Raw genomic sequence first — 23,267 nt, 5'->3', positions numbered from 1 at the left:
TATGGCGACGCCTCTCGAACAATTCCTGGTGCGCGCCGAGGCCTTGCTGGCGCGCGTGGAGGCGGTGCTGCCGCAGGCGCCGCGCGAACCTGACTGGAAGCTGGGCTTCGCTTTCCGCTGGCGCAAGCGCAGTGGCGGCGGCGCCAGCTACCTGCAAGCGGTGGCCCACGTGTCGCCGATCGCGCTGGACGACCTGCAGCACATCGGCCCGCAGAAAGAGCAGATCGAGCAGAACACCCGCCAGTTCGTGCAGGGCAAGCCGGCCAACAACGTGCTGCTGACCGGCGCGCGCGGCACCGGCAAGTCCTCGCTGATCAAGGCTTGCCTGAACCAGTTCGGCAAGGACGGCCTGCGCCTGATCGAAGTCGACAAGGCCGACCTGGCCGAGCTGCCCGATATCGTCGACATCGTGGCGGGCCGGCCGGAGCGCTTCATCATCTTCTGCGACGACCTGTCGTTCGAGGAAGGCGAGAGCGGCTACAAGGCGCTGAAGGTGGCGCTGGACGGCAGCATCTCGGCGCAGTCGGACAATGTGCTGATCTACGCCACCTCCAACCGCCGCCACCTGATGCCGGAGCGTATGTCCGACAACATGAGCTACAAGCACGACGAGGACGGCGACCTGCATCCCGGCGAGACGGTGGAAGAGAAGATCTCGCTGTCCGAACGCTTCGGCCTGTGGCTGACCTTTTATCCGTTCAAGCAGGACGACTACCTGGCCATCGTTGGCCACTGGCTGTCGTCGCTGGGCTGCACCGAGGCACAGATCGAAGCCTCGCGCGCCGACGCCTTGCGCTGGGCCTTGCAGCGCGGCTCGCGTTCGGGCCGCGTGGCCTGGCAGTTCGCCAAGGATTTCGCCGGGAAGCAGGCATGAGCGGCGCGGAGCTGAAGGTCAAGCCGGTCGATGTCGCCGTCGGCATCCTGATGAAGCCCAACGGCGACGTGCTGCTGGGCCAGCGTCCGGTTGGCAAACCGTACGAAGGCTATTGGGAATTCCCCGGCGGTAAAGTCGATCCGGGCGAGACGGTGCTGCAGGCGCTCAAGCGTGAGTTCGTCGAGGAGCTGGGCCTGACCATCAACAGCGCCGAAGAATGGTGCGGCGTCGAGCACGTGTACGAGCACGCGCATGTGAGGTTGCACTTCTTCATCAGCCGCGATTGGAGCGGCGAGCCGCAAGGTCTGGAAGGCCAGGCCTTTGCCTGGCAAGGCGCGGTCGGCGTCGAACCGCTGCTGCCGGCCACCATTCCGCTGCTGGAATGGCTGGACCAGGTGCGCTACGGGTCGTGATGGAGCGCTGGTGGAATAGTGTGAGCATCTGGCGCGGGCTGGCTGGCGCCGCGCTGGCGGCCTGCGTGGCGCTGGGCGCGCTGCTGGTGCTACGCTCGCCGCCGCCGGGACCTGTCTACATGGCCGTGCTGTCGGCGCCGCAGGACCGCAACGCCGGCTGGATCGCGTCCGTGAGCGTGGACCGCCAGCTGACGCTGACGCCGCTGCACGACACCATCGTCGCCAACCGCAAGGCGTTGCAATTATGGATATCCGCACCGGGCTGGACTGCGCCGGTGTCACTCGGTTTGCTGGAGCAGGACCGTCAACTGAAACTGTCGCTGGAGCAGTTGCCGCCGCTGAGCGCGGAGCCGGCATTCGAGATCACGCTGGAGCCGCAAAGCGGATCGCCGGCGCCGAGCGGACCGGTGCTCTACACCGGCCAGGCCGTCAAGCCGAAATAAGGGCTTACTCTTCTTCGAGCGGATCTTTGGGAGGGGCGGCCGGGATGGCGTACTTTTCCTCGGCCCAGGCGCCGAGATCGATTTGTTTGCAGCGTTCCGAGCAGAACGGGCGGAATTTATTCTCTTCCTTCCACTCCACTTTGGCGGAGCAGGTAGGGCAGTCAACTACGGTGGCCATGATAATTCTTTAGAAGTTACAGAGTGTGAGCTCGAATGGTACATCATCTTCCAGCGGCTTGGGTTTCAGGTCGCCGCCCTGCGAGGTGAAGCGCACCCACAACATGTACTTGTTGGCGGAGATTTCCGGGATCGCGCCCAGCGATTCGTCCAAGGTCAGGCGCAACATCTGGTAGACCTTGCCCTGCAACATTTGCTGGTAACTGCCGGCCACGGCGATCATCTTGACCGGACCGCCGGAATCGCGCAGCAGGCGCAGCACCAGGCCCAGCGCGTCGAACAGCGGCGCCAGCGGCGCGAACCAGGTGGCGATGTCGTTGAAACGCTGCTCGGCCGGACGCTTTTGCCAGGCGTAGTAGGACGGCAGGTCGAATTCGCAGGCGCCGCCGGGAATGATGGTGCGGCCGCGGATGCTCATCAGCCACTCGTTGTCGCGCACGTTCTGGCCGGTCTTGCCCTGGGCGGCGACCAGCGCGCTGCTCACGCCGTCCAGCTCGGCCAGGATGGCGTCCAGCGTTTCCGCTTGCACATTGGGGTTCATGCGGTAACCCAGCAGCGATTGGCGCTGGCGTTCCAGTTCTTGCAACAGGTCGGATTTCAAGTCGGCGCGGCCGGCCACCTCCAGCATGTCGAAGATGGTCGCGAGGGCGACATGGTGCTGCATAGGGTGTTCTTGATGCACAAAGAACTTGAATTTCTCGTACAGATCCTCTAATCGCAACAACGTGCGGATGCGCTCGTTGAAAGGATATTCGTAGACAATCAAAATAACATCCCTCAGTAGTTGGACTTGCGATTAATTCCCGTGATTTTGAAGCAAGCCAAGCAAAATTACAAACGTTGCGAAGGTATTGTTGCCGTTCTTTTCGAAAATGCCAGATATAAATCGTGAAGTCGGGCGATTTGGGGCTCCAAAGCCTCGATTCCGTTGCCGTTTTCGATAATGTCGTCCGCCGCGTCCAGCCGTTGCTGGCGGCTGGCCTGCGCCGCCATGATGGCGCGGACCTGCGTTTCCGGCAGATTGTTACGCGCCATCACGCGGGCAATTTGCACTTCTTCCGGACAGTCTACCGCGAGTACGCGCGTAACCCGCGCACGCCAAGTGCCCGATTCGACCAGCAGCGGCACGGCGAAGATCACATAGTCGCCGGTGGCGGCTTCGGCGGCGGCCAGCGCGGCGTCGCGGATGCGCGGGTGCAGGATGGCTTCGAGGCGGGTCTTGGCGCCGGCGTCGGCAAACACCAGGCTGCGCATGCGGGCGCGGTCGAGCGCGCCGTTGGCGTCGGCGAATTCGGCGCCGAATTCGGCGACGATGGCCGGCATCGCCGCGCCGCCGGGCGCGGTCAGGCTGTGGGCGATCTGGTCGGTGTCGACGATGCTGGCGCCGCGCGCGGCGAACAGGTCGGCCACCGTGCTCTTGCCGCTGCCGATGCCGCCGGTCAGGCCGATGGAGAAGGGCAGTGTGCTCATCGTTGGCTTACAGGTAAGGATAGAAGTTGCGGGTAAACGCCATGATCGGATCGCGGTACAGGAAGATGATCAGGCCGGCCGCCGCCAGGTAAGGGCCGAACGGGATCTGGTAATCGAAGCCGCGGCGGTTGAGCACCATCAGCGCGATGCCGACCACCGAGCCCACCAGCGACGACATCAGCACGATGGCCGGCAGCGTCGCCCAGCCCATCCACGCGCCCAGCGCGGCCAGCAGCTTGAAGTCGCCATAGCCCATGCCGTCGCGGTGACGCACCAGTTTATACGCCCAATTGACGGACCACAGCGCCAGATAGCCGGCCGCCGCGCCAATGACGGCGTCGTGCAGCGTGGCGAAGGTGCCGTTGATGTTCATCAGCAGGCCGGCCCAGATCAGCGGATAGGTCAGGTCGTCCGGCAGCAGCTGGGTATCGAAGTCGATGAAGGTCATGGCGATCAGCAGGTACAGGAACAGCAGGCCGGACAGGCCGGCCCAGCCGCTGCCGAAGTGCCACACCACCACCGCCGACAGCACGCCGGTCAGCGCTTCGATGGCCGGGTAGCGCGCCGAGATCGGCGCCTTGCAGTTGCTGCATTTGCCGCGCAGCACCAGGTAGCTGACCACCGGGATGTTTTCCAGCGCGGTGATCTGGTGCTGGCAGTGCGGGCAGGCCGAGCGCGGCACCATCAGGTTGTAGCGGGTGGTGTGCGGCTCGTCCTTGCCCGCCTCGACGGCGCAATAATTGTCCGATTCGCGCTGCATCATTTTCGGCAGGCGGTGGATCACCACGTTCAGGAAGCTGCCGAACAGCAGGCCGAACAGGCCGGCAATCAGGCTGATGGCGAGCTCGCCGGCGGGGGCAAACAACAAGGTTGGTTCAGGCATAGGTCAGGCCGCATGGGTAAAGACAGTGGCTCATATTAAAGCATTACGGCAACATTGCGGAACGGTTTTTCAACGCGCGCCATCCGCCGCAAGCCCCTCCTTGGGGATATGGAAATCAAGTTGGAATTCAGGCAAGGTAGAGAGCCTGCCACCACGCATCGCGGAGTCCGCTCTTGTTCCCGCTTATCCTCTTGCTTTTGGGCGTGCTGCTGGCCTGCCTGCTCACCATCGGGCGCCGTCACCGGCGCCGGCTGGCGCAACTGGCCGAGCGCGAACGCGCCACGGCGGCGGTGCAGGATACGCTGCTGCAAAACATGCAGGGCCTGATCCTGCGCTTTCAAAGCGTCAGCCATCGCCTGCCGGAAGGCTGCAACGAGCGCGCCGCCATCGAAGCCATACTCGACCAGGCCGACGAGGCGCTGGCCGAGGCGCGCAACCGCATGGCGGCGCTGCGCGACATCGACTAGACGACCGAACCGAGCTTGAAGATCGGCAGGTACATGGCCACCACCAGGCCGCCGATCAGCACGCCCAGGATCACCATGATGGCCGGTTCCATCAGGCTCGACAGCGCGGCGACGGCCTCGTCCACTTCCTCCTCGTAGAAGTCGGCCACCTTGCCCAGCATGGCGTCCAGCGAGCCGGACTCTTCGCCGATGGCGACCATCTGCGTCACCATATTCGGGAACACGTCGGCGTTCTGCATCGCCACCGTCAGGCTGGTACCGGTGCTGACCTCGTTCTGGATCTTGCGGGTGGCGTCCAGGTAGACCGCGTTGCCGGCCGCGCCGCCCACCGAATCGAGCGACTCCACCAGCGGCACGCCGGCGGCGAACATGGTGGCCAGGGTGCGGGTCCAGCGGGCGATGGTGGCCTTGCGGATCACGTCGCCGAACACCGGCAGGCGCAGCAGCAAGCGGTCCATGAAGCGCTGCATTTGCAGCGAGCGCTGCCACGCTCGGAAGAAGAAGTAGATGGCGCCGAAGATGCCGCCGAAAATCAGATACCACCAGGCCACGAAGAATTCCGACAGCGCCATCACGAACAGCGTTGGCGCCGGCAGGTTGGCGCCGAAGCTCTTGAACACTTCCTTGAACGCCGGCACCACCCAGATCATGATCACCGCCGTGACGATGAAGGCGATCGCCAGGATCGACACCGGATACATCAGCGCCGACTTGATCTTGGCCTTCATGGCCAGCGTCTTTTCCTTGTAGATCGCCAGCCGCGTCAGCAGGTCTTCCAGGATACCGGCCTGTTCGCCGGCGCCCACCAGGTTGCAGAACAGCGGATCGAAGTACAGCGGGAACTTGCGGAACGCCTGGTTCAGGCTGGTGCCGGTCTCGATATCGGCGCGCAAGTCCATCACCAGCTTGGAGACCGAGGGATTGGAGTGGCCCTTGCCGACGATGTCGAACGATTGCAGCAGCGGCACGCCGGCCTTCATCATCGTCGCCAGCTGGCGCGTGAACAGCGAGATATCCTTGTCGGTGATTTTCTTGCCGCTGCGGTAGGCCTTCTTCTTGACCTTGGTGACCATGATGCCCTGGCGGCGCAGGGTGACGTTGACCACGGCCTCGCCGCCGGCGCGCAGCTCGCCGCGCACGGTCTTGCCGCTCTTGTCCTTGCCTTCCCAGGAGAAGATCGATTCCTTGACCTGGTTGCCCGCGTTGCCCGATGTCGCCATGGAGAGTTGTCCTATTCGTTGGTACAGCCGAGCACTTCTTCGAGGCTGGTCAGGCCGTTCTTGACCTTCACCAGGCCGGAGCCGCGCAGCGACTTCACGCCTTCCGCTTCCGACTGGGCGGCGATTTCCATGGCGTTGCCGTTGGCCAGGATGATGGCTTCGATGGCCGGTGTGATCGGCATGATCTGGTAGATGCCGACCCGGCCCTTGTAGCCGCCGCCGTTGCAGCGCTCGCAGCCGACCGGGCCGTAGGGCTTCCAGCTGCCGTCCAGTTCATGTTGCTTGAAGCCGGCCTTGAGCAGCAGGTCGTTGGAAATCTCCACCGGCTGCTTGCAGGTGCACAGCCGGCGCGCCAGCCGCTGCGCGGTAATCAGGATCACCGACGAGGCGATGTTGAACGGCGCCACGCCCATGTTCATCAGGCGCGTCAGCGTCGACGGCGCGTCGTTGGTGTGCAGCGTGGAGAACACCATGTGGCCGGTCTGCGCCGCCTTGATGGCGATGTCGGCCGTTTCCAGGTCGCGGATCTCGCCGACCATGATGATGTCCGGATCCTGGCGCAGGAAGGATTTCAATGCGACCGGGAAGGTCAGGCCGGCCTTGTCGTTGACGTTGACCTGGTTCACGCCGGGCAGGTTGATCTCGGCCGGATCTTCGGCGGTGGAGATGTTGATGCCCGGCTTGTTGATCACGTTCAGGCAGGTGTACAGCGACACCGTCTTGCCCGAGCCGGTCGGCCCCGTCACCAGCACCATGCCGTAGGGGCGCTGGATGGCGTCGAGCAGCAGTTCTTTCTGGTCCGGGTCGTAGCCCAGCGCGTCGATGCCCATCTGCGCCTGGGTGGCGTCGAGGATACGCATCACGGTCTTTTCGCCGAACAAGGTCGGCAGGGTCGAGATACGCAGGTCGATGGTCTTGGTCGGCGACACGATCAGGCGCATGCGGCCGTCCTGCGGGATGCGCTTTTCCGAGATGTCCAGCTTGGCCAGCACCTTGATGCGCGAGACCAGTTTTTCCTTGATCGAGATCGGCGGCTGGGCATGCTCCATCAGCACGCCGTCGACGCGGAAACGCACGCGGTAGAATTTTTCAAACGGTTCGAAGTGCAAGTCCGAGGCGCCCATGTTGACGGCGTCCATCAGCATCTTGTTGAGGAAACGCACCACCGGCGCGTCCTCGACATCGTTGGCGCCCGGATCGGCGGCGGTGTCGGCGGCCGCGGCTTCTTCCTCGGCGAACTGGATGTCGGACTCGTCGCCGCCCAGGTCGCTGATGGCCTGTTCGCTGTCCTTGTTGATGCGCGCCAGCAGTTGCAGCAGCGCGTCGTGGGCGACGATGATGGGTTCGACCGTGGATTCGGTCTGGAACTTGATCTGGTCCAGCGCCTGGATATTGGTCGGATCGGAAATCGCTACCGACATCTTGTTGCCGCGCTTGGCCAGCGCGATCACGCGCTGCGCCTGCATCAGCTTGTTGTCGATGATCTTGCCCGGCAGCGCGTCGATGTTGAGCGCCTGCACGTCCATCAGCGGATAGGCGAAGGTTTCGGAACAGAACATGGCCAGCGCGCGGGCGTCGATGGTGCCGCTGGCCAGCAGCACGTCGATGAAGGCGTGCTTGTCGGTGACGGCTTTTTTTTGCAGCATGTCGGCCTGGGCCGCGGAGAGGCGCCCGGCTTGCATCAATGCCCGAGCCAGCCCCGGCATCGGGGCGCCTGGCGCGGCGTTGGGTAGGACTGCTGCCATAGATGCGTCTACTGGATGGTGGGGGCTGGATCACGGAATGATGCTCTCAGGCATCATATTTGTAAAGCCGTTTGTCGCCCCGAGGAAACGATTGTACTCCCCAGTGTTGCGTTTGCCGCACGAGTGCGCGGTTTAGTGCGCCCGCTTTCCGGAGGGGCGTATCAATTTGACGACTTTGATCGCCTGGTCGTGCACCTGCACCACTTCGATGATGCAGTTGGCGACTTTGATGCTGATCGGCGCGTCTGGAATTTCTTGCAACAGTTCCAGCAGCAGGCCGTTCAGGGTCTTGGGGCCGTCCAGCGGGAAGTTCAGGCCGAGGCGCTTGTTGATGTCGCGCAGCGCGGTCGCGCCTTCCAGCAGGCACTCGCCTTGCTCGGTCCAGCCGAAGCTGTCGGCGCGGGCAGCGCCCGGCATCGATGTCGTAAATTCACCGATCATTTCCTCGATGATATCGTCCAGGGTGACCAGGCCCTGCACCTCGCCGTACTCGTCGACGATGATGCCCAGCCGTTCCTTGTTCTCCTGGAAGTACTGCAGCTGGGTGAAGACGCCGGTGTCCTGCGGGATGAAGTAGGGCGTGCTCAGCAGTTCGCGGAAGTGCTCGATGGTCAGTTCGTCTTCCTGGTTCAGCAGCGCCACCGCCTTGCGCACGTGCAGGATGCCGATGATGCGGTTGATCTCGCCTTCGTAGACGGGCAGCTTGTTGTGGTAGCAGGTGGTCAGCTCGCGCTTGATTTCGTCGACCGTCAGCTCCAGGTTCAGCGCCTCGATCTGCGAGCGTGGCGTCATGATGTCCTCGACCGAGATGGTTTCCAGGTCGAACAGGTTGAGCAGGATGCTCTTGTGCTTTTGCGGGATGAAGTTGCCGCCTTCCAGCACGATCGAGCGCAGCTCTTCCGGCGACAGGCGCGCCTCGTGCGCGTGGGCGCCGGCCTTGATGCGGAACAGCTTGAGCACCAGCGTGACGAACAGGTTGACGAACCAGATCACCGGCTTGGCCAGCGTCATCAGCGGCTTGAGCACCATGCTGGTGGGCAGGGCGATGCGTTCCGGGAAGGTGGCGCCGATGACTTTCGGCGAAATCTCGGCGAACACGATCAGCAGGAAGGCCACCACGCCGGTGGAGATGGTGATGACGTTGTCGTCATGGCCGAAGGATTGGATGGCGATGGCGGTAACCAGCGCGGTGGCCATGGCGTTGATCAGCGTATTGGCGATCAGCACCAGCGACAGCAGCTTGTCGGTGCGGTCGAGCAGCCACAGGGTGGTGATGGCGCTGCGGCTGCCGCGCTTGGCCATATGGCGCAGGCGATAGCGGTTGGCCGCCATCAGCGCGGTTTCGGCCATGGCGAAGAAGGCCGAGCACAGTATCAGGAGGGCGAGCGCAAGAAATTGCACCCAAAACGGCACGGTATCCAAGGGTCACCGTAAAGAATCTTGCATGGGAAACTGGTCGGCCTGATCACTGCACCGGCCCAGACGGCATGGCCCAAAACGCGGCCACAGAGCTACGGATTCTAAGGCAAGCCCGGCTTACATGCAAGTTTGGCTATCTTGGCTGGGGGTCAAGTCTGACATTCGGACACGTGCTCAGCCGTTGCGGTTGCTTACGGCTGAGCGCGTGTCCGAATGTCAGACTTGACCCCGGGGTTTTTGCAACATGATGGCCAGGGCGGCGGTGGGGGCGCCGTTTTCCTGGCGGGCCGTCAGCGCTTCGGCGGACTTGAGCCGGAAGCCGGTCGCGGCGGCCAGGCGCTCGATGTAGGCCTGCGCGTGGGCGTAGCGGTTCGATGGCCGCAGCACGAAATCGGCGCCGTCGCCCGCTTCGACCGTGAAGCAGAAGTGGCCGCCTTCGCGCAAGGCGCGTTGTACGCCCGCGAAGACCGGCGCCAGGTCGCCGATGTAGACGAAGACGTCGGCCGCTACCGCCAGGTCCCACGCGTCGCGCTGGCCCTCCAGGTAGGCGATCAGGTCGTCGCAGGCGAGGTTGTCGTACAGCTTGCGTTCGACGGCCTTGTCCAGCATCTGCTGCGACAGGTCGACGCCGGCCAGGCTGCGCGAGTAGGCCTTCAGGTATGGCCCGCACAGGCCGGTGCCGCAGCCCAGGTCCAGCGTATCCAATTGATCGGCGCCGACGATGCGGCGGATCAGCCCATCCAGGTAGGACGGCGTCTGATAGTCCAGCACTTCCACCAGATGCTGGTCGAAGTGGTTGGCGTACTGGTCGAACAGCGAGCGCACGTAGTCGGCCGGTAGCACGGCAGGCGTGTCGCCCACGCCCAGCGAGGCCAGTGCGAAGGCGATGGTTTCGGGATTGTCGCCATGCGCCAACGCGGCGCGGTAGGCGGCGATGGCCTCATCGTTGCGCTGCATCGAGCGCAGCGTGTTGCCGCGCGCGTAGTGGGCCAGCGCGTAGTCCGGCTTGAGCGCCAGCGCCTGGTCGTAGCTGTCCAGCGCGGCGTCGAAGATGCCCAGCCGCTGCAAGGCCGCGCCCTGGCCGTTGTAAGCCTCGGCCCATTGCGGCCGCAGATGGATGGCGCGGTCGAAGCTTTCCACCGCCTCCGGCAGCAGGCGCAGGCAGTGCAGCGCATTGCCGCGCGCGAACCACGCCTCGGCGTTGCGGTCTTTAATATGCAGCGCATCTTCCGCTACGCCCAGCGCATCGAGATAACGGCCCTGGTCTTGCAGCACGATGGCGCGGTTGCAGTGGGCTTCGGCATAGGAGGGCTGGATCGCCAGCGCGCGCTGGTAGCTCAGCAGTGCTTCATCGAGCCGCCCCAGCCGGCGCAGCGCGTTGCCGCGATTGCTCCAGGCCATGGCGTAGTCGGCTTGCAGGGTGATGGCGCGGTCGTGGCTGGCCAGCGCGTCGTCGGCGCGGCCGGCGTCGAGCAGCGCCACGCCCAGATTGCAATGGGCCTTGGCTTGCGCGCCGTCGACCGCGATCGCCTGCGAGATCAGCGTGATGGCCGCCTGCGCGTCGCCCTGTTGGCGGGCGATCACGCCCAGCAGGTGCAGCGCGTCGAATTGGCGCGGGTCGAGTTCCAGCACCTGGCGGTACAGCGCCTGTGCCGGTTCAAGCCGTCCCTGCTGGTGCAGTTCGACGGCTTGTTGCAGAAAGGACGCAGTCAGCGCCGAATTGGTTCCATTCATAGTGCACGCATCTTAGCCGATGCGGCACCGGCACGGAAGATCAGCTGCCGCGATAGGTCGAATACGCCCACGGCGAAACGACCAGCGGCACGTGGTAGTTCTGGTCGGCGCTGGCGATGCCGAAGGCCAGCGTCACCTCGTCGATAAAGCGCGGCTCCGGCAGGTCCACGCCCTGGGCCGCGAAGTAGGCGCCGGCGCCGAACACCAGCTCATACTTCCCCGGTTTCATGGTCGCGCCTTCCAGCAGCGGCGCGGCGCAGCGGCCGTCGGCGTTGGTGACGTCGGTTTTCAGCAACTCGCGGCCTTGCGCCGTGACGGCGAACAAGGCCACCTTGACGCCGACGCCTGGTTTGCCAACGGTGATATCGAGAACGTGTGTACTAAGCTTGCCCATGGTAAGTCCTATATCGGTAGGTAATAAGTATCTATTGGACAAATCATATACCGATGCTGTTCTACGCATATATGATTGTAGATATATTCCTCATAGACTAACCAGCCTGCGCCCATGACTACCTACAACAACTACCCACGCGACCTGATCGGCTACGGCCCGAAACCACCTCACGCCCAGTGGCCCAACCGCGCCCGCGTCGCCCTGCAATTCGTGTTGAACTACGAAGAGGGCGGCGAGAACAACGTGCTGCACGGCGATGCCGGATCGGAGACCTTCCTGTCCGAGATCATCGGCGCCGCCTCCTTCAGCAACCGCCACCTGAGCATGGAATCGATCTACGAGTACGGCTCGCGCGCCGGCTTGTGGCGCCTGCTGCGCATGTTCGAGGAGCGCAAGCTGCCGCTGACCATCTTCGGTGTGGCGATGGCGCTCAAACGCCACCCGGAGGCGGTGTCCGCCTTCCAGGAACTGGGCCACGAAATCGCCTGCCACGGCCTGCGCTGGATCTCCTATCAAAACATGGACGAAGCCACCGAGCGCGCCCACATGAAGGAAGCGGTGCAGATCATCCGCGAGCTGACCGGCAGCGCGCCGCAGGGCTGGTACACCGGCCGCGATTCGCCGCAGACCAAGCGCCTGGTGGTGGAGCACGGCGGCTTCCGCTACGACGCCGATAACTACAGCGACGACCTGCCATTCTGGCAAAAGGTCGACTACACTGATGCAGAGGGCAAGGCCGCCGTCGCGCCGCAGCTGATCGTGCCGTACACGCTGGACACCAACGACATGCGCTTCGCCGCCGCGCAGGGCTTCAACTCGGGCACGCAGTTCTTCGACTACCTGAAGGACGCCTTCGACGTGTTGTACGCCGAGGGCGACCCGGATGGCCTGAATCAGCCGAAGATGCTGTCGATCGGCCTGCACTGCCGCATCGTCGGCCGCCCGGCGCGCGCCGCGGCGTTGGCGCGCTTCCTCGACTACGTGCAAAAGCACGATAATGTGTGGATCACCCGTCGCATCGATATTGCCGAACATTGGCGCAAAACCCATCCATTCGCAGCTTGAGGCCAGGATGTCGGAACCGATACGCTTTTACTACCGTGGCGCAGTTCAGGAAATCTCCGGCGCCGCACCGACGCGCACCGTGCTGCAGCACCTGCGCGAGGACCTGCATTGCACCGGCACCAAGGAAGGCTGCGCCGAAGGCGATTGCGGCGCCTGCACCGTGGTGGTCGGCAGCCTGAATGCGGCCGGTCAGCTGGAAATGAAAGCCGTGAACTCCTGCATCCAGTTCGCGCCTACGCTGGACGGCAAGGCGCTGTTCACCGTGGAAGACTTGCAGCAGCCGGACGGCGCGCTGCACCCGGTGCAGCAGGCGATGGTGGAATGCCATGGTTCCCAGTGCGGTTTCTGCACGCCCGGTTTCGTCATGTCCCTGTGGGGCATGTACCTCGACAAGGACGGCCAGCCCGCGCAGCGCAAGGAGATCGACGACTGCCTGTCCGGTAACCTGTGCCGCTGCACCGGCTACCGCCCGATCATCGAGGCCGCGCACCGCATGACCGAATTGCCGAAAGTCGGCTTCGACCGCGCGGCGTTGACCGAACAGCTGCGCGCCTTGCAGCGCAACGCCGGCGCCAGCTACATCGCGCGCGGCCAGACCTTCCACGCGCCGCGCACCCTGGATGAACTGGTGGCCTTGCGCGCCGCGCATCCGAAAGCCACGCTGCTGTCGGGTTCCACCGACGTTGGCCTGTGGGTCACCAAGCAGATGCGCGAGCTTGGCGATATCATTTATCTCGGCCACGTCAGCGCGCTGCAAACCGTCAGCGAAGCGGACGGCATGCTGCACATCGGCGCCGGCGTATCGCTCAACGATGCGTATGAAGCCTTGTGCCGCCTGTATCCGTCGCAACTGGGCGAGATGTGGCAGCGCTTCGCATCGCTGCCGATCCGTAACGCCGGCACCTTGGGCGGCAACGTCGCCAACGGTTCGCCGATCGGCGATTCGATGCCGTGGATGATAGCCGTCGGCAGCGAAGTGGTGCTGCGTGGCCCGGCCGGCGAACGCGTGATGCCGCTGGAAGCGTTCTATCTCGACTATCAGAAAAAAGACATGCGGCCCGATGAATTCGTGGCCGCCGTGCGCGTGCCGCTGCCGCGTAAGGGGGTGCAGTTCCGCACCTACAAACTGGCCAAGCGCTTCGACCAGGATATCTCGGCCGTCTGCGCCGCGTTCGCGTTCAAGCTCGATGGCGATCATATCGTCGAGGCCCGCATCGCTTTCGGCGGCATGGCAGCCACGCCGCGCCGCGCCGCCCGCGCCGAAGCCGCGTTGACGGGCTTGACCTGGAGCGAAGCCAATCTGCGCGTGGCGATGGACATGCTGGCGCAGGACTTCGCGCCGCTGTCGGACATGCGCGCCTCCAGCACCTACCGCATGCAGACGGCGCAGAACCTGCTGCGCCGCTTCTGGTTCGAAACCCGCGCCGACGCGCCATTGGCGGCCGATGCCGTCAATGCCTTCGCCTGCCGCGCCTGAAAGGAGCCATCATGAATCAACCAGTCGCTCCCTCGCTGCTCGCCGCGCAAGCGTGGAAGGCGGTCGGCGTCGCCCGTCCGCACGAATCGGCCGAGCTGCACGTGCTCGGCCAGGCTACCTATACCGACGACATCCCCGAGCTGCAAGGCACGCTGCATGCGGCGCTGGGCCTGTCATCCAAGGCCCATGCGCGCATCAACACGATGGACCTGGCGCCGGTGCGCAATGCGCCCGGCGTGATGGCGGTCTACACCGCCGAAGATATCGTCGGCACCAACGATTGCGGTCCCATCATCCACGACGATCCGATCCTGAGCGCGGGCGAGGTGATGTATGTCGGCCAGCCGATCTTCATCGTCGTCGCCGACACGCACGACAACGCCCGCCGCGCCGCCCGCCGCGCGGTGATCGGCTACGACGAACTGCCGGCCATCTTCACGCCGCAGGAAGCCAAGGCCGCGCAATCGTATGTGCTGCCACCGATGCAGCTCAAGCGCGGCGATTACCAGGCCGCGTTCGAGCAGGCGCCCAATGTGGTCAAGGGCCAGTTGTTCGTCGGCGGCCAGGAGCAGTTCTACCTGGAAGGCCAGATCGCCTACGCGATCCCGAAGGAAGACAGCGGCATGCTGGTGCAGTGCTCGACGCAGCACCCTAGCGAGATGCAGCACGTGGTGGCGCACGCGCTGGGCGTGCATGCGCACAAGGTGCTGGTTGAGTGCCGCCGCATGGGCGGAGGCTTCGGCGGCAAGGAGTCGCAATCGGCGTTGTGGGCGGCTTCGGCCAGCATCGCGGCGGCCAAGCTGCGCCGCCCGGTCAAGCTGCGCGCCGACCGCGACGACGACATGCTCGTCACCGGCAAGCGCCATTGCTTCTTCTACGAATACGAAGTCGGCTACGACGACAGCGGCAAGATCCTCGCCGCCAAGGTCGATATGACTTTGCGCTCCGGCTTCTCGGCGGACTTGTCCGGCCCCGTGGCCACGCGCGCGGTCTGCCACTTCGATAACACCTACTACCTGTCGGACGTGGATATCCGCGCCGGCTGCGGCAAGACCAATACCCAATCGAATACCGCGTTCCGCGGCTTCGGCGGTCCGCAGGGCGCGATCGCCATCGAATACATCGTCGACGAAATCGCCCGCAACCTGGGACGCGATGCGCTGGATATCCGCCGCCTGAATTTCTACGGCAAGACGGAACGCAATGTCACGCCGTACGGCCAGGAGATCGTCGACAACGTGATCGAGGCGCTGACGGCGGAGCTGGAGCAGACCAGCGAGTACCGCGCCCGCCGCGCCGCTGTCGAAGCCTACAACGCCACCAGTCCGGTGCTGAAGAAAGGCCTGGCGCTGACGCCGCTGAAGTTTGGTATCGCCTTCAACGTCACGCACCTGAACCAGGCCGGCGCGCTGGTGCATGTGTATGTGGACGGCTCGGTGCTGGTCAATCACGGCGGCACGGAGATGGGGCAGGGCATCAACACCAAGGTGATACAGGTGGTGGCGCATGAACTGGGCCTCGACCTGGATCATGTGCGCGCCACGGCCACCGACACCAGCAAGGTCGCCAACACCTCGGCGACGGCCGCCTCCACCGGCGCCGACTTGAATGGCAAGGCGGCGCAGGACGCGGCGCACACGATCCGCGAACGCCTGGCCGCCTTCGCTGTCAAGCTGTATGGCGACGAGGACGGCGTGCCGGTGCAGTTCTTCAACAACGCCGTGCATGTGAACGGCCACGTGGTGCCGTTCGCGGAGCTGGTGCAGAAGGCCTACCTGGCGCGGGTGCAGCTGTGGTCCGACGGCTTCTACGCCACGCCCGGCCTGCACTGGGATCCGAAGACGATGAACGGCCATCCGTTCTCGTACTATGCCTACGGCGCCGCCGTTTCCGAAGTGGTGGTCGATACGCTCACTGGCGAGTGGAAGCTGCTGCGCGCGGACGCCTTGTACGACGCCGGCCGCTCGCTCAATCCCGCCATCGACCTCGGTCAGGTGGAAGGCGCCTTCATACAGGGCATGGGCTGGCTGACCACCGAGCAGCTGTGGTGGAACCCGGCCGGCAAGCTGATGACGCATGCGCCGTCGACGTACAAGATCCCCGGCGTATCGGACTGCCCGGAAGACTTCCGCGTGCGGCTGTTCGACAACGGCAATGTCGAGGACAGCATCCATCGTTCCAAGGCGGTCGGCGAACCGCCGCTGCTGCTGCCGTTCTCGGTGTTCTTCGCGATTCGCGATGCGATTTCCGCTGTCGGCGGGCACCGCGTCAATCCGCCGCTGAACGCTCCGGCGACCAGCGAGGAGATCCTGCGCGCCGTGGCTGCCGTGGAAATGGCGGCTTGAGGATATCGGCATGAACGAGTGGCTGACAACTGTGATGGCGGAACCGGCGGTGCTGGTGACGGTGGCGATCGTCGAGGGCTCCGGCCCGCGCGAACCCGGCGCCCGCATGCTGGTCACGGCTGGCGGCCAGGTCGATACCATCGGCGGCGGCCATCTGGAAATGTGCGCGGTCGATGTCGGCCGCAGCATGTTGAACAGCACCGCCAAGGCAGGCGAGGGCGTACATGCACGGCTGGAGCGGTACGCGCTCGGCCCGTCGCTGGGCCAGTGCTGCGGCGGCGTGGTGCACCTTGCGTTTGAACTGATCGATAGCGCATTGGCCGACGTGATGGGCAGCCTGCGCAAGCGCTGGCGTGAAGACAGCTGGCGACTCAGCGCCATCGACGGCACGCCGGTCTCGCTGCTGCTGGACGCCAGCGGCGCGGTCATCGCCGGCACGGGCACGGGCGCCGCTTCCGGCCCGCGCTCCGACTCCGACTCCGACTTCGGCGGCGCCGCCATCTTCGGCCCCGCTTATCCATCGGTCGACCACCAGCGCGGCACCCACATCCTGCGCGACACCGCCGGCCGCCGCTGGCTGGCCGATCCCTGCCTCGCTCCGCGCGCGCATCTGCTGCTATTCGGCGCCGGCCACGTCGGCGCCGCCATCGTCCGCATGCTGGGTGAGCTGCCGTGCACCGTCAGCTGGATCGACGAGCGCGAGGACATGTTCCCGGCTACGATACCCGCCAATGTCACCATCGAAGCAACCGACGCGCCGGAAGCACTGGTGGCCGCGGCGCCCGCCGGTGCAAGCTATCTGGTGATGACCCACAGCCACGCGCTGGACCAGCGCCTCAGCGAAGCGATCCTGGCGCGCGCCGACGTCGGCTGGTTCGGCCTGATCGGCTCCAAGACCAAGCGCGTACAGTTCGAACGCCGCATGGCTGCGCGCGGCCTGCCGGAAGAGCGCATCGCCGCCATGGTCTGCCCGATCGGCATCGCCGGCATCACCAACAAGCTGCCCGCCGCGATTGCCGCCTCCGTCTGCGCGCAACTGCTGATGGTATGGGAAGTGCAGCAAATCGCCGCCCTCGAAACTGACGCACGCGATGGGCAAACCCCAAACGCGCCGGTGCGCCTGGTCGCTTCGCGCTAGAATCAGCATTCCTCTTCAGGACATCGCCATGCCTAACAACTTGCAAGCCTACCGCGGCAGCTTGCTGCACTTTGTCGCCGATCCGGCGTTCAGCGCGCAGTCTCACGAGTGGCACGAAGACGGCCTGCTGATCGTCGCCGACGGCAAGGTGCAGGCGGCCGGCGACTACGCCGCGCTGCGCGCCACGCTGCCACCCGGCGCTGAACTGCACGACTACAGCGGCAAGCTGCTGATGCCCGGCTTTATCGACACCCACGTCCACTATCCGCAGGCCGACATGATCGCCTCGCCGTCGGAAGGCCTGCTGCCCTGGCTGGAAACCTACACCTTCCCGACCGAACGCCAGTTCGAAGACCCGGCCCACGCGGCCGGCGTGGCCGACTTCTTCCTCGACGAGCTGCTACGCTGCGGCACCACCACCGCCATGGTTTATTGCACCGTGCACCCGCAGTCGGTGGACGCCTTCTTCGCCGCCAGCGAGCAGCGCGGCCTGCGCATGGTGGCGGGGAAGGTGATGATGGACCGGAACTGCCCCGAGTTCCTGCGCGATACCGCCGAATCCAGCGCCCGCGACACCGAGGCGCTGATCCAGCGCTGGCACAAGCGCGGCCGCGCGCTGTACGCGATCACGCCGCGCTTCGCTCCCACCTCCACCGAGGCGCAGCTGCAACTGGCGGGCGAACTGGCGCGCGCCTATCCCGACACTTATATCCAGACCCACGTCTCCGAGAACGAAGCCGAATGCGCATGGGTGCGCGAGCTGTTCCCCAATTCGCGCAGCTACATCGACGTCTACGACAGCTACGGCATGCTGCGGCCACGCGCCATGTACGGCCACTGCATCTGGCTCAATGAACAGGACCGCGTCCGCATGGCGCAAACGCAGTCGGCAGCCGCCATCTGCCCGACCTCCAACCTGTTCCTCGGCAGCGGCCTGTTCGACTTCGAACGCGCCGACCAGGCGGGCGTGCTGCTGTCGCTGGCGACGGATGTGGGCGGCGGCACTTCGTTCTCGATGTTGCAAACGATGAATGAAGCCTATAAAGTAGCGCGACTGAAGGGCAGTTACCTGCCGGCCTTGCGGATGTTCTACCTGGCCACCCTGGGCGCCGCCCGCAGCATGCAGCTGGAAGGCACGATCGGCAATTTCGCCGCCGGCGCCGAGGCGGATTTCATCGTGCTCGATCCGCAGGCCACGCCGCTGCTGCAACGGCGGACCGCGCGCGGTGCGAGCCTGGAAGAACTGCTGTTCGCGCTGGCCCTGTTGGGCGACGACCGTGCGGTGGCGGCGACCTGGTCGGCCGGCCGCCAGGTGCATGCCCGCGTAATGACTTAATTCACATTGGAAGACTCATGCAAAATAAAATCGCCAGCCTGAAGGCCGCCGCCATTGCCGCCGCCCTGTTCTGCGCCTTGCCGCACGGCGCGCAAGCGGCCAGCAACGAAGAGATCACCAAGCGCCAGTTCGCCGCGCTGGTCTCGGGCCCGGAGCCGAAGACGGCCGAGCTGACGATGTTCCTGACCATGATGCCCAAGGGCGGCGACCTGCACCACCACTATTCGGGTGCGATCTACGCCGAGCAGTACCTGGAGTGGGTGGACAAGGAAGGCTTCTGCGTCAACAAGGTCACCTACCAGATCGATACCAACAAGGCGGACACCACCGCCGAACAGGCCAAGCCGCTGGCCGACCGCGTCTGCCTGTCCGGCCAGGACGTGATGAACAATAACACCGTGCTGGCCAACCTGCTGCAGCGCTGGTCCGACAAGGACTTCTACAACCACGGCGCGCTGCAATCGCCGCCGGACCGCCAGTTCTTCGACACCTTCGGCTACTTCAACGCGGTGGCTTCGACCAACGCGGCGGACGGCCTGCATCGCCTGAAGCAGCGCGCCATCCAGGAAAACCTGGGCTACATCGAGACCATCTACGAGATCGCGCCGATGGCGCAAGACGCCACGTTCGACCAGAAGGCAGCCGCAGGCGGCATCACCGACGCCGACCTGGCCGCCTACGCCGCCGCGCTGGACACCAACGGCGCGTTCCAGGGCTGGATCAGCGCCTACCTGCAAAACGTCGACACCGCCGGCGCCGGCATCGACGACGCCAACTTCACGCTGCGCTACCAGCCGTTCGCGCTGCGCTTCCTGACGCCGTCGCAGGTGTTTTCGCAGATGGTGTCGAGCTTCAAACTGGCGCTGGCGAACCCGAAAATCGTCGGCGTCAACATCGTCGGCCAGGAGAGCGTCTACGTCTCGATGCACGACTATGCGCTGCACATGCAGATGTATAAATTCCTGAAAGCCAGGCATCCGAGCGTGAAACTGGCGCTGCATGCGGGTGAGCTGGCGCTGGGCGTGGTGCCGCCGGAAGGCCTGACCTTCCACATCAAGGACGCCATCGACGTCGCCGGCGCCAGTCGCATCGGCCACGGCATCGACATCGCCCACGAGACCGATTCGCTGGCGATCATGAAAAAAATGCACGATAAGCAGATCGCCGTCGAGGTCAACCTGACCAGCAACCAGTTCATCCTGGGCGTCAAGGGCGAGGCCCACCCGGTCACCCTGTATCGCAAATATGGCGTGCCATTCGTGCTGTCGACCGACGATGCCGGCGTGTCGCGCAACAATCTGTCCGGCGAATACGTGCTGTACGCCGCCCGCTACAAGCCGGACTACGCCGAGATCAAGAAACTGTCCTACGACAGCATCCGCTATTCCTTCCTGGCTGATGCTGATAAACAACGTTTATTGAAGGCATTGGATGGCAAGTTCGCCAAATTCGAAGCCGCCATCGCCGCCGCGCCGGTCTCCAAGGGCCGCTAAGCATCTTCCCCGCGGCCGGCTCCATCCGGCCGTGGATGTTGCGTTGCTGCGACGAGAGTATTAGTGCCGCTTATCTAAATTCCCCTTCGGGCCGCCTGCCAGGCGGCTTGTCATCTTTGTCATATTTTGCTGAAGTGTAGCAACATTGCGACAAAATCAGGCCGCCACGCACCAGTTTCGCGCATTTCTTGAGTGAAAATTTTTCAAGTGGTGCAGGGGCCACTATAATGCTCCCCTTAAAGATGCCGCTCCGCTTACAGAGTGGAACCTGCGCGGTTCAGCGCCCCATTTATATCGCTTTCGTATAAATCCCTAAAGTAAATCGTATTTGTCACACATTTTTTGCTGATGCATAGTTGTTTGAGATGCTTCAAAGCTGCCAACTTTGTTGTGGTTTTGAGGGTGTTGCATGCAAATGTCAGTCAGGCAAGATCATGACATTCTGATCAACTGACCACTTGTCATGTTGATGAAATATTTACTGGTTACAATTTTGTGATGTCATGGGCACATTGTGTCAAGAATGTGACCGCAGGCCATAAGCCCGCCCGGTCCAGAGGCATCGTAGAACACAATAAATTTTTTTACATAAACTGGGAGTTCCCTTAATGCAATCCGCCGTTAAACACAATCCGACGCTACGTCTGAGCCTGGTCGCTCTGGCCTGCCAGATGGTCTGCATGGGTGCCGCGTTCGCACAGTCCGACGCCGCCCCTGCCGCCAAGCCAGCCACCGAAACCGTGACCATCACCGGCCGTAAAGTCGGTATGGGCCTGATGGTGCAGGAAGATGTGCCAAAAGCACGTTCGACCGTTACCGCCGAGGAACTGGCGAAACAGCGTCCTACCGGTAACGCCTACGACGCCCTGGCCCTGCTGCCAGCAGTGAACACCTACAGCTACGACGCCACCGGCCTGTTCGGCGGCGGTCTGACCCTGCGCGGCTTCAACAGCGACCAGATCGGCGCGACCATTAACGGCGTTCCAGTGAATGACTCGGGTAACTTCGCCGTGTTCCCACAAGAATACGTCGACCAGGAAAATACCTGCACCACCTTCGTGACCCAGGGTTCGACCGACGTCGACTCCCCACAAGTTGGCGCCACCGGCGGTAACTTCGGCATCACCACCTGCGAACCAGAAGATGTCAAGCGCTTCCGCGTCGCCCAGACCCTGGGTACGCTGAGCATGTTCAAAACCTATATGCGCTACGACACCGGCCGCTTCTGGGACAACAAGGCCAAGGTCTTCGTCTCGGTATCGCAAGCCAAGTCGGACAAGTGGAAAGGCGCCGGCGAAGCCAATCGCAAGCACATGGACATCGGTTTCAACTACGACTGGGATCGCTTCAACTACATCCACGGTACCGTGTTGTATAACCGCGCCGTCAACAACAACTTCAGCACCTTCAACCTGGCTGACCTGGCGAAGAACGGTTACCACTACGACTACAGCACCACCTTCATCGGTCACGCTGCGCCTAGCCCAGGCAAGGCAGTGAGCGATCCGGCACAGAACAACGCCGACTCCTACTACAAGCTGTCGCTGAACCCGTTCGAGAACGTGATTGCTTCGGCCACCGCCAAGTTCCGCATCGGCGAGAACACCGACATCAAGATCCTGCCTTACTTCTGGTACGGCTACGGCACCGGCGGCGTGCAGCAGAAACTGCAACAGGAAAATGCGTTCCTGAACCCGGCCACCGGCAAATTCGTCGGCCAGGACTTGAACGGCGACGGCGACACCCTGGACAAAGTCTGGATGTACAGCGGCTCGATCACCCGTACCCAGCGTCCTGGTATTTCGTTCTCCGTGACCCACAACTGGGACAACCACCAGATTCTGGGTGGCTTCTGGTATGAGCGCGCTAGCCACAAGCAAACCGCCCCGATGGAAAAAATCGGCGCCAACGGCGAGCCTACCGACATCTGGCTGCGCGACGGCCTGGTAACCCGTCCTGACGGTTCGCTGTACGAATCGCGCGACTGGAAGAGCATCTCGACCGCCTTCCAGGCGTTCATCCAGGACACCGCCACCTTCATGGACGACAAGTTGACCGTCAACGTAGGCCTGCGCACTCCGCACGTCAAGCGCGACTTCACCAACTACGCCAACGAAGGCAACAGCCAGACCTCGCCGAACTCGGGCGTCACCTACAACTACAACAAGACCTACTCGACCTTGTTGCCGCAGTTGGGTGTGCGTTACCGCATCACCAACGACGACCAGCTGTTCGCCAGCCTGGCCAAGAACATGAAGGCGCCACCTAACTTCGTGTACTCGACCACCAACGGCAACCTGTCGCTGATCAACAATCTGCCGACCCTGCTGGGCGACGTGCGTCAAGAAACCTCGATGAACCTGGACATGGGCTACCGTCACCAGACGACCGCCATCACCACCCAGGCCACCATCTTCTTCAGCGACTTCAAGGATCGCCAGGCAACCGCCTTCGACCCGAACTCGCAGACCTCCACGCTGACCAACGTCGGCAAGGTGAAGAACAAGGGCTTCGAAGTTGAAGCGGGTAACACCCCGGTCAACGGCTGGTCGTTCTACGCTTCGCTGGGTTACAGCAGCAGCGAGATCCAGGAAAACCTGCAAGCGGGCAAAGGCATCTACCTGCCAACCAAGGGCAACCAGTTCCCACTGACCCCGAAATGGAAAGGCGGCCTGTCGGCTTCGTATGAAACCAACAGCTGGTACACCCGTCTGAAAGCCAAAGTCACCAGCACCCAGCAGGCGACCCTGGCCAACGACGAACTGGTTCCTGGCTACACCACCGTCGACTTCGACGCTGGCTACCAGTTCCCAAGCGGCGAATTCTTCAAGAATCCGAAGCTGACCCTGAACGTGTCGAACCTGCTGGACCGCGAATATCGCAATCCATCGTCGCAGTCGGTGACCAACGCCACCGCCTACCCAGGCATCACTGCGAAGGGCGTGTTCTACTACCTGGGCGCTCCGCGCGCTGTGTCGGCTACGCTGCGCGTCGACTTCTAAGTTAAGATACCGGTCTGGCGCACGCACTCTCGTGTATGTGCCAGACCTGATCTGACCGGCAGGCCTTCGGGCCTGTTGTCGTTTTCGGGCCGGATTGTTCGTCGATCCGGCCATATGCGAGCGCCGCGCGCGACGTTCGCATATGGCCGCCGCCATCAGGGCGGCTGCC

20 protein-coding genes are annotated in these 23,267 nt (G+C 63.7%); 11 read left to right on the top strand and 9 right to left on the bottom strand.

The annotated features are described in order from the left end of the window. Nucleotide 1 precedes the first annotated feature (1 nt). The 3 genes from D0T21_RS24295 to D0T21_RS24285 are packed head-to-tail and all read left to right on the top strand — an operon-like array spanning nt 2 to nt 1,730. Nucleotides 2-874 carry an ATP-binding protein gene (locus D0T21_RS24295; RefSeq protein ID WP_116992481.1) on the top strand — a complete coding sequence of 291 codons (873 nt, stop codon included), beginning with the start codon at nt 2-4 and terminating at the stop codon, nt 872-874. After that, on the top strand, nt 871-1,287 hold the full coding sequence (locus D0T21_RS24290; RefSeq protein WP_116992482.1) for an NUDIX domain-containing protein: 417 nt from the start codon (nt 871-873) through the stop codon (nt 1,285-1,287). Before D0T21_RS24295 ends, D0T21_RS24290 begins: the two co-directional genes overlap by 4 nt. A 20-nt stretch (nt 1,288-1,307) precedes the next feature. Beyond that, on the top strand, nt 1,308-1,730 hold the full coding sequence (locus D0T21_RS24285; RefSeq protein WP_373886688.1) for an anti-sigma factor domain-containing protein: 423 nt from the start codon (nt 1,308-1,310) through the stop codon (nt 1,728-1,730). A 4-nt stretch (nt 1,731-1,734) separates the two neighbouring features. Here the strand turns inward: D0T21_RS24285 and yacG are convergent, their stop codons facing one another. The 4 genes from yacG to D0T21_RS24265 all read right to left on the bottom strand — a co-directional run bounded on the left by yacG (nt 1,735) and on the right by D0T21_RS24265 (nt 4,260). Continuing rightward, the gene (gene yacG, locus D0T21_RS24280; protein ID WP_116992484.1) at nt 1,735-1,908 is read right to left on the bottom strand and encodes a DNA gyrase inhibitor YacG; all 174 of its coding nucleotides are present in this window, start codon (nt 1,906-1,908) and stop codon (nt 1,735-1,737) included. A 9-nt stretch (nt 1,909-1,917) separates the two neighbouring features. After that, nucleotides 1,918-2,673 carry a cell division protein ZapD gene (zapD, locus tag D0T21_RS24275; protein ID WP_008445477.1) on the bottom strand — a complete coding sequence of 252 codons (756 nt, stop codon included), beginning with the start codon at nt 2,671-2,673 and terminating at the stop codon, nt 1,918-1,920. 65 nt (nt 2,674-2,738) lie between these two features. Beyond that, the gene (gene coaE / locus D0T21_RS24270) at nt 2,739-3,377 is read right to left on the bottom strand and encodes a dephospho-CoA kinase (protein WP_116992485.1); all 639 of its coding nucleotides are present in this window, start codon (nt 3,375-3,377) and stop codon (nt 2,739-2,741) included. A gap of 7 nt (nt 3,378-3,384) precedes the next feature. After that, nucleotides 3,385-4,260, bottom strand: a complete 876-nt coding sequence (locus D0T21_RS24265) for an A24 family peptidase (RefSeq protein WP_116992486.1) — start codon at nt 4,258-4,260, stop codon at nt 3,385-3,387. Nucleotides 4,261-4,433: 173 nt separating this feature from the next. Between D0T21_RS24265 and D0T21_RS24260 the strand changes: the two genes are divergently transcribed. After that, nucleotides 4,434-4,727: a hypothetical protein gene (locus tag D0T21_RS24260; RefSeq protein ID WP_147328167.1), complete on the top strand. Its 294-nt coding sequence runs from the start codon at nt 4,434-4,436 to the stop codon at nt 4,725-4,727. Here the strand turns inward: D0T21_RS24260 and D0T21_RS24255 are convergent. The 5 genes from D0T21_RS24255 to uraH all read right to left on the bottom strand — a co-directional run bounded on the left by D0T21_RS24255 (nt 4,724) and on the right by uraH (nt 11,239). Beyond that, nucleotides 4,724-5,947 carry a type II secretion system F family protein gene (locus D0T21_RS24255; RefSeq protein WP_116992488.1) on the bottom strand — a complete coding sequence of 408 codons (1,224 nt, stop codon included), beginning with the start codon at nt 5,945-5,947 and terminating at the stop codon, nt 4,724-4,726. The two genes, D0T21_RS24260 and D0T21_RS24255, sit on opposite strands and share 4 nt — an antisense overlap. A gap of 11 nt (nt 5,948-5,958) precedes the next feature. Continuing rightward, entirely contained in the window at nt 5,959-7,692 is a 1,734-nt protein-coding gene (pilB, locus tag D0T21_RS24250; RefSeq protein WP_116992489.1) for a type IV-A pilus assembly ATPase PilB, read from the bottom strand. A 132-nt stretch (nt 7,693-7,824) separates the two neighbouring features. Continuing rightward, the gene (locus tag D0T21_RS24245) at nt 7,825-9,114 is read right to left on the bottom strand and encodes an HlyC/CorC family transporter (RefSeq protein WP_116992490.1); all 1,290 of its coding nucleotides are present in this window, start codon (nt 9,112-9,114) and stop codon (nt 7,825-7,827) included. A 213-nt stretch (nt 9,115-9,327) separates the two neighbouring features. Beyond that, nucleotides 9,328-10,845, bottom strand: coding sequence for a tetratricopeptide repeat protein (locus tag D0T21_RS24240; RefSeq protein ID WP_116992491.1), 1,518 nt, complete (start codon nt 10,843-10,845; stop codon nt 9,328-9,330). Nucleotides 10,846-10,885: 40 nt separating this feature from the next. Further along, nucleotides 10,886-11,239: a hydroxyisourate hydrolase gene (uraH, locus tag D0T21_RS24235; protein WP_116992492.1), complete on the bottom strand. Its 354-nt coding sequence runs from the start codon at nt 11,237-11,239 to the stop codon at nt 10,886-10,888. 114 nt (nt 11,240-11,353) lie between these two features. Between uraH and puuE the strand changes: the two genes are divergently transcribed. The 7 genes from puuE (at nt 11,354) to D0T21_RS24200 (ending at nt 23,098) form a co-directional block, all read left to right on the top strand. Further along, on the top strand, nt 11,354-12,307 hold the full coding sequence (gene puuE / locus D0T21_RS24230) for an allantoinase PuuE (RefSeq protein WP_116992493.1): 954 nt from the start codon (nt 11,354-11,356) through the stop codon (nt 12,305-12,307). Between the two features lie 7 nt (nt 12,308-12,314). Then, nucleotides 12,315-13,784: a xanthine dehydrogenase small subunit gene (gene xdhA / locus D0T21_RS24225; RefSeq protein WP_116992494.1), complete on the top strand. Its 1,470-nt coding sequence runs from the start codon at nt 12,315-12,317 to the stop codon at nt 13,782-13,784. An 11-nt stretch (nt 13,785-13,795) separates the two neighbouring features. Next, nucleotides 13,796-16,129, top strand: a complete 2,334-nt coding sequence (gene xdhB / locus D0T21_RS24220; protein WP_116992495.1) for a xanthine dehydrogenase molybdopterin binding subunit — start codon at nt 13,796-13,798, stop codon at nt 16,127-16,129. Nucleotides 16,130-16,139: 10 nt separating this feature from the next. Further along, on the top strand, nt 16,140-17,267 hold the full coding sequence (xdhC, locus tag D0T21_RS24215) for a xanthine dehydrogenase accessory protein XdhC (RefSeq protein WP_116992496.1): 1,128 nt from the start codon (nt 16,140-16,142) through the stop codon (nt 17,265-17,267). 28 nt (nt 17,268-17,295) lie between these two features. Then, on the top strand, nt 17,296-18,603 hold the full coding sequence (guaD, locus tag D0T21_RS24210) for a guanine deaminase (protein ID WP_116992497.1): 1,308 nt from the start codon (nt 17,296-17,298) through the stop codon (nt 18,601-18,603). A 17-nt stretch (nt 18,604-18,620) separates the two neighbouring features. Beyond that, nucleotides 18,621-20,096 carry an adenosine deaminase gene (locus tag D0T21_RS24205; protein WP_116992498.1) on the top strand — a complete coding sequence of 492 codons (1,476 nt, stop codon included), beginning with the start codon at nt 18,621-18,623 and terminating at the stop codon, nt 20,094-20,096. A 608-nt stretch (nt 20,097-20,704) separates the two neighbouring features. Continuing rightward, entirely contained in the window at nt 20,705-23,098 is a 2,394-nt protein-coding gene (locus D0T21_RS24200; RefSeq protein ID WP_116992499.1) for a TonB-dependent receptor, read from the top strand. The last annotated feature ends 169 nt before the right edge of the window (nt 23,099-23,267 follow it).

It is taken from the genome of Duganella sp. BJB476, assembly GCF_003416895.1.
Lineage (GTDB): Bacteria > Pseudomonadota > Gammaproteobacteria > Burkholderiales > Burkholderiaceae_D > Rugamonas.
Note: the sequence above shows the minus strand (reverse complement) of the source record. Positions and strands in the feature narration are given on the sequence as shown.

Coding starts and splice junctions, on each gene's coding strand:
- D0T21_RS24295 (WP_116992481.1), top strand. CDS start 2: ATGGCGACGCCTCTCGAACAATTCCTGGTGCGCGCCGAGGCCTTGCTG.
- D0T21_RS24290 (WP_116992482.1), top strand. CDS start 871: ATGAGCGGCGCGGAGCTGAAGGTCAAGCCGGTCGATGTCGCCGTCGGC.
- yacG (WP_116992484.1), bottom strand. CDS start 1,908: ATGGCCACCGTAGTTGACTGCCCTACCTGCTCCGCCAAAGTGGAGTGG.
- coaE (WP_116992485.1), bottom strand. CDS start 3,377: ATGAGCACACTGCCCTTCTCCATCGGCCTGACCGGCGGCATCGGCAGC.
- D0T21_RS24265 (WP_116992486.1), bottom strand. CDS start 4,260: ATGCCTGAACCAACCTTGTTGTTTGCCCCCGCCGGCGAGCTCGCCATC.
- D0T21_RS24255 (WP_116992488.1), bottom strand. CDS start 5,947: ATGGCGACATCGGGCAACGCGGGCAACCAGGTCAAGGAATCGATCTTC.
- pilB (WP_116992489.1), bottom strand. CDS start 7,692: ATGGCAGCAGTCCTACCCAACGCCGCGCCAGGCGCCCCGATGCCGGGG.
- D0T21_RS24240 (WP_116992491.1), bottom strand. CDS start 10,845: ATGAATGGAACCAATTCGGCGCTGACTGCGTCCTTTCTGCAACAAGCC.
- uraH (WP_116992492.1), bottom strand. CDS start 11,239: ATGGGCAAGCTTAGTACACACGTTCTCGATATCACCGTTGGCAAACCA.
- puuE (WP_116992493.1), top strand. CDS start 11,354: ATGACTACCTACAACAACTACCCACGCGACCTGATCGGCTACGGCCCG.
- xdhA (WP_116992494.1), top strand. CDS start 12,315: ATGTCGGAACCGATACGCTTTTACTACCGTGGCGCAGTTCAGGAAATC.
- xdhB (WP_116992495.1), top strand. CDS start 13,796: ATGAATCAACCAGTCGCTCCCTCGCTGCTCGCCGCGCAAGCGTGGAAG.
- xdhC (WP_116992496.1), top strand. CDS start 16,140: ATGAACGAGTGGCTGACAACTGTGATGGCGGAACCGGCGGTGCTGGTG.
- guaD (WP_116992497.1), top strand. CDS start 17,296: ATGCCTAACAACTTGCAAGCCTACCGCGGCAGCTTGCTGCACTTTGTC.
- D0T21_RS24205 (WP_116992498.1), top strand. CDS start 18,621: ATGCAAAATAAAATCGCCAGCCTGAAGGCCGCCGCCATTGCCGCCGCC.
- D0T21_RS24200 (WP_116992499.1), top strand. CDS start 20,705: ATGCAATCCGCCGTTAAACACAATCCGACGCTACGTCTGAGCCTGGTC.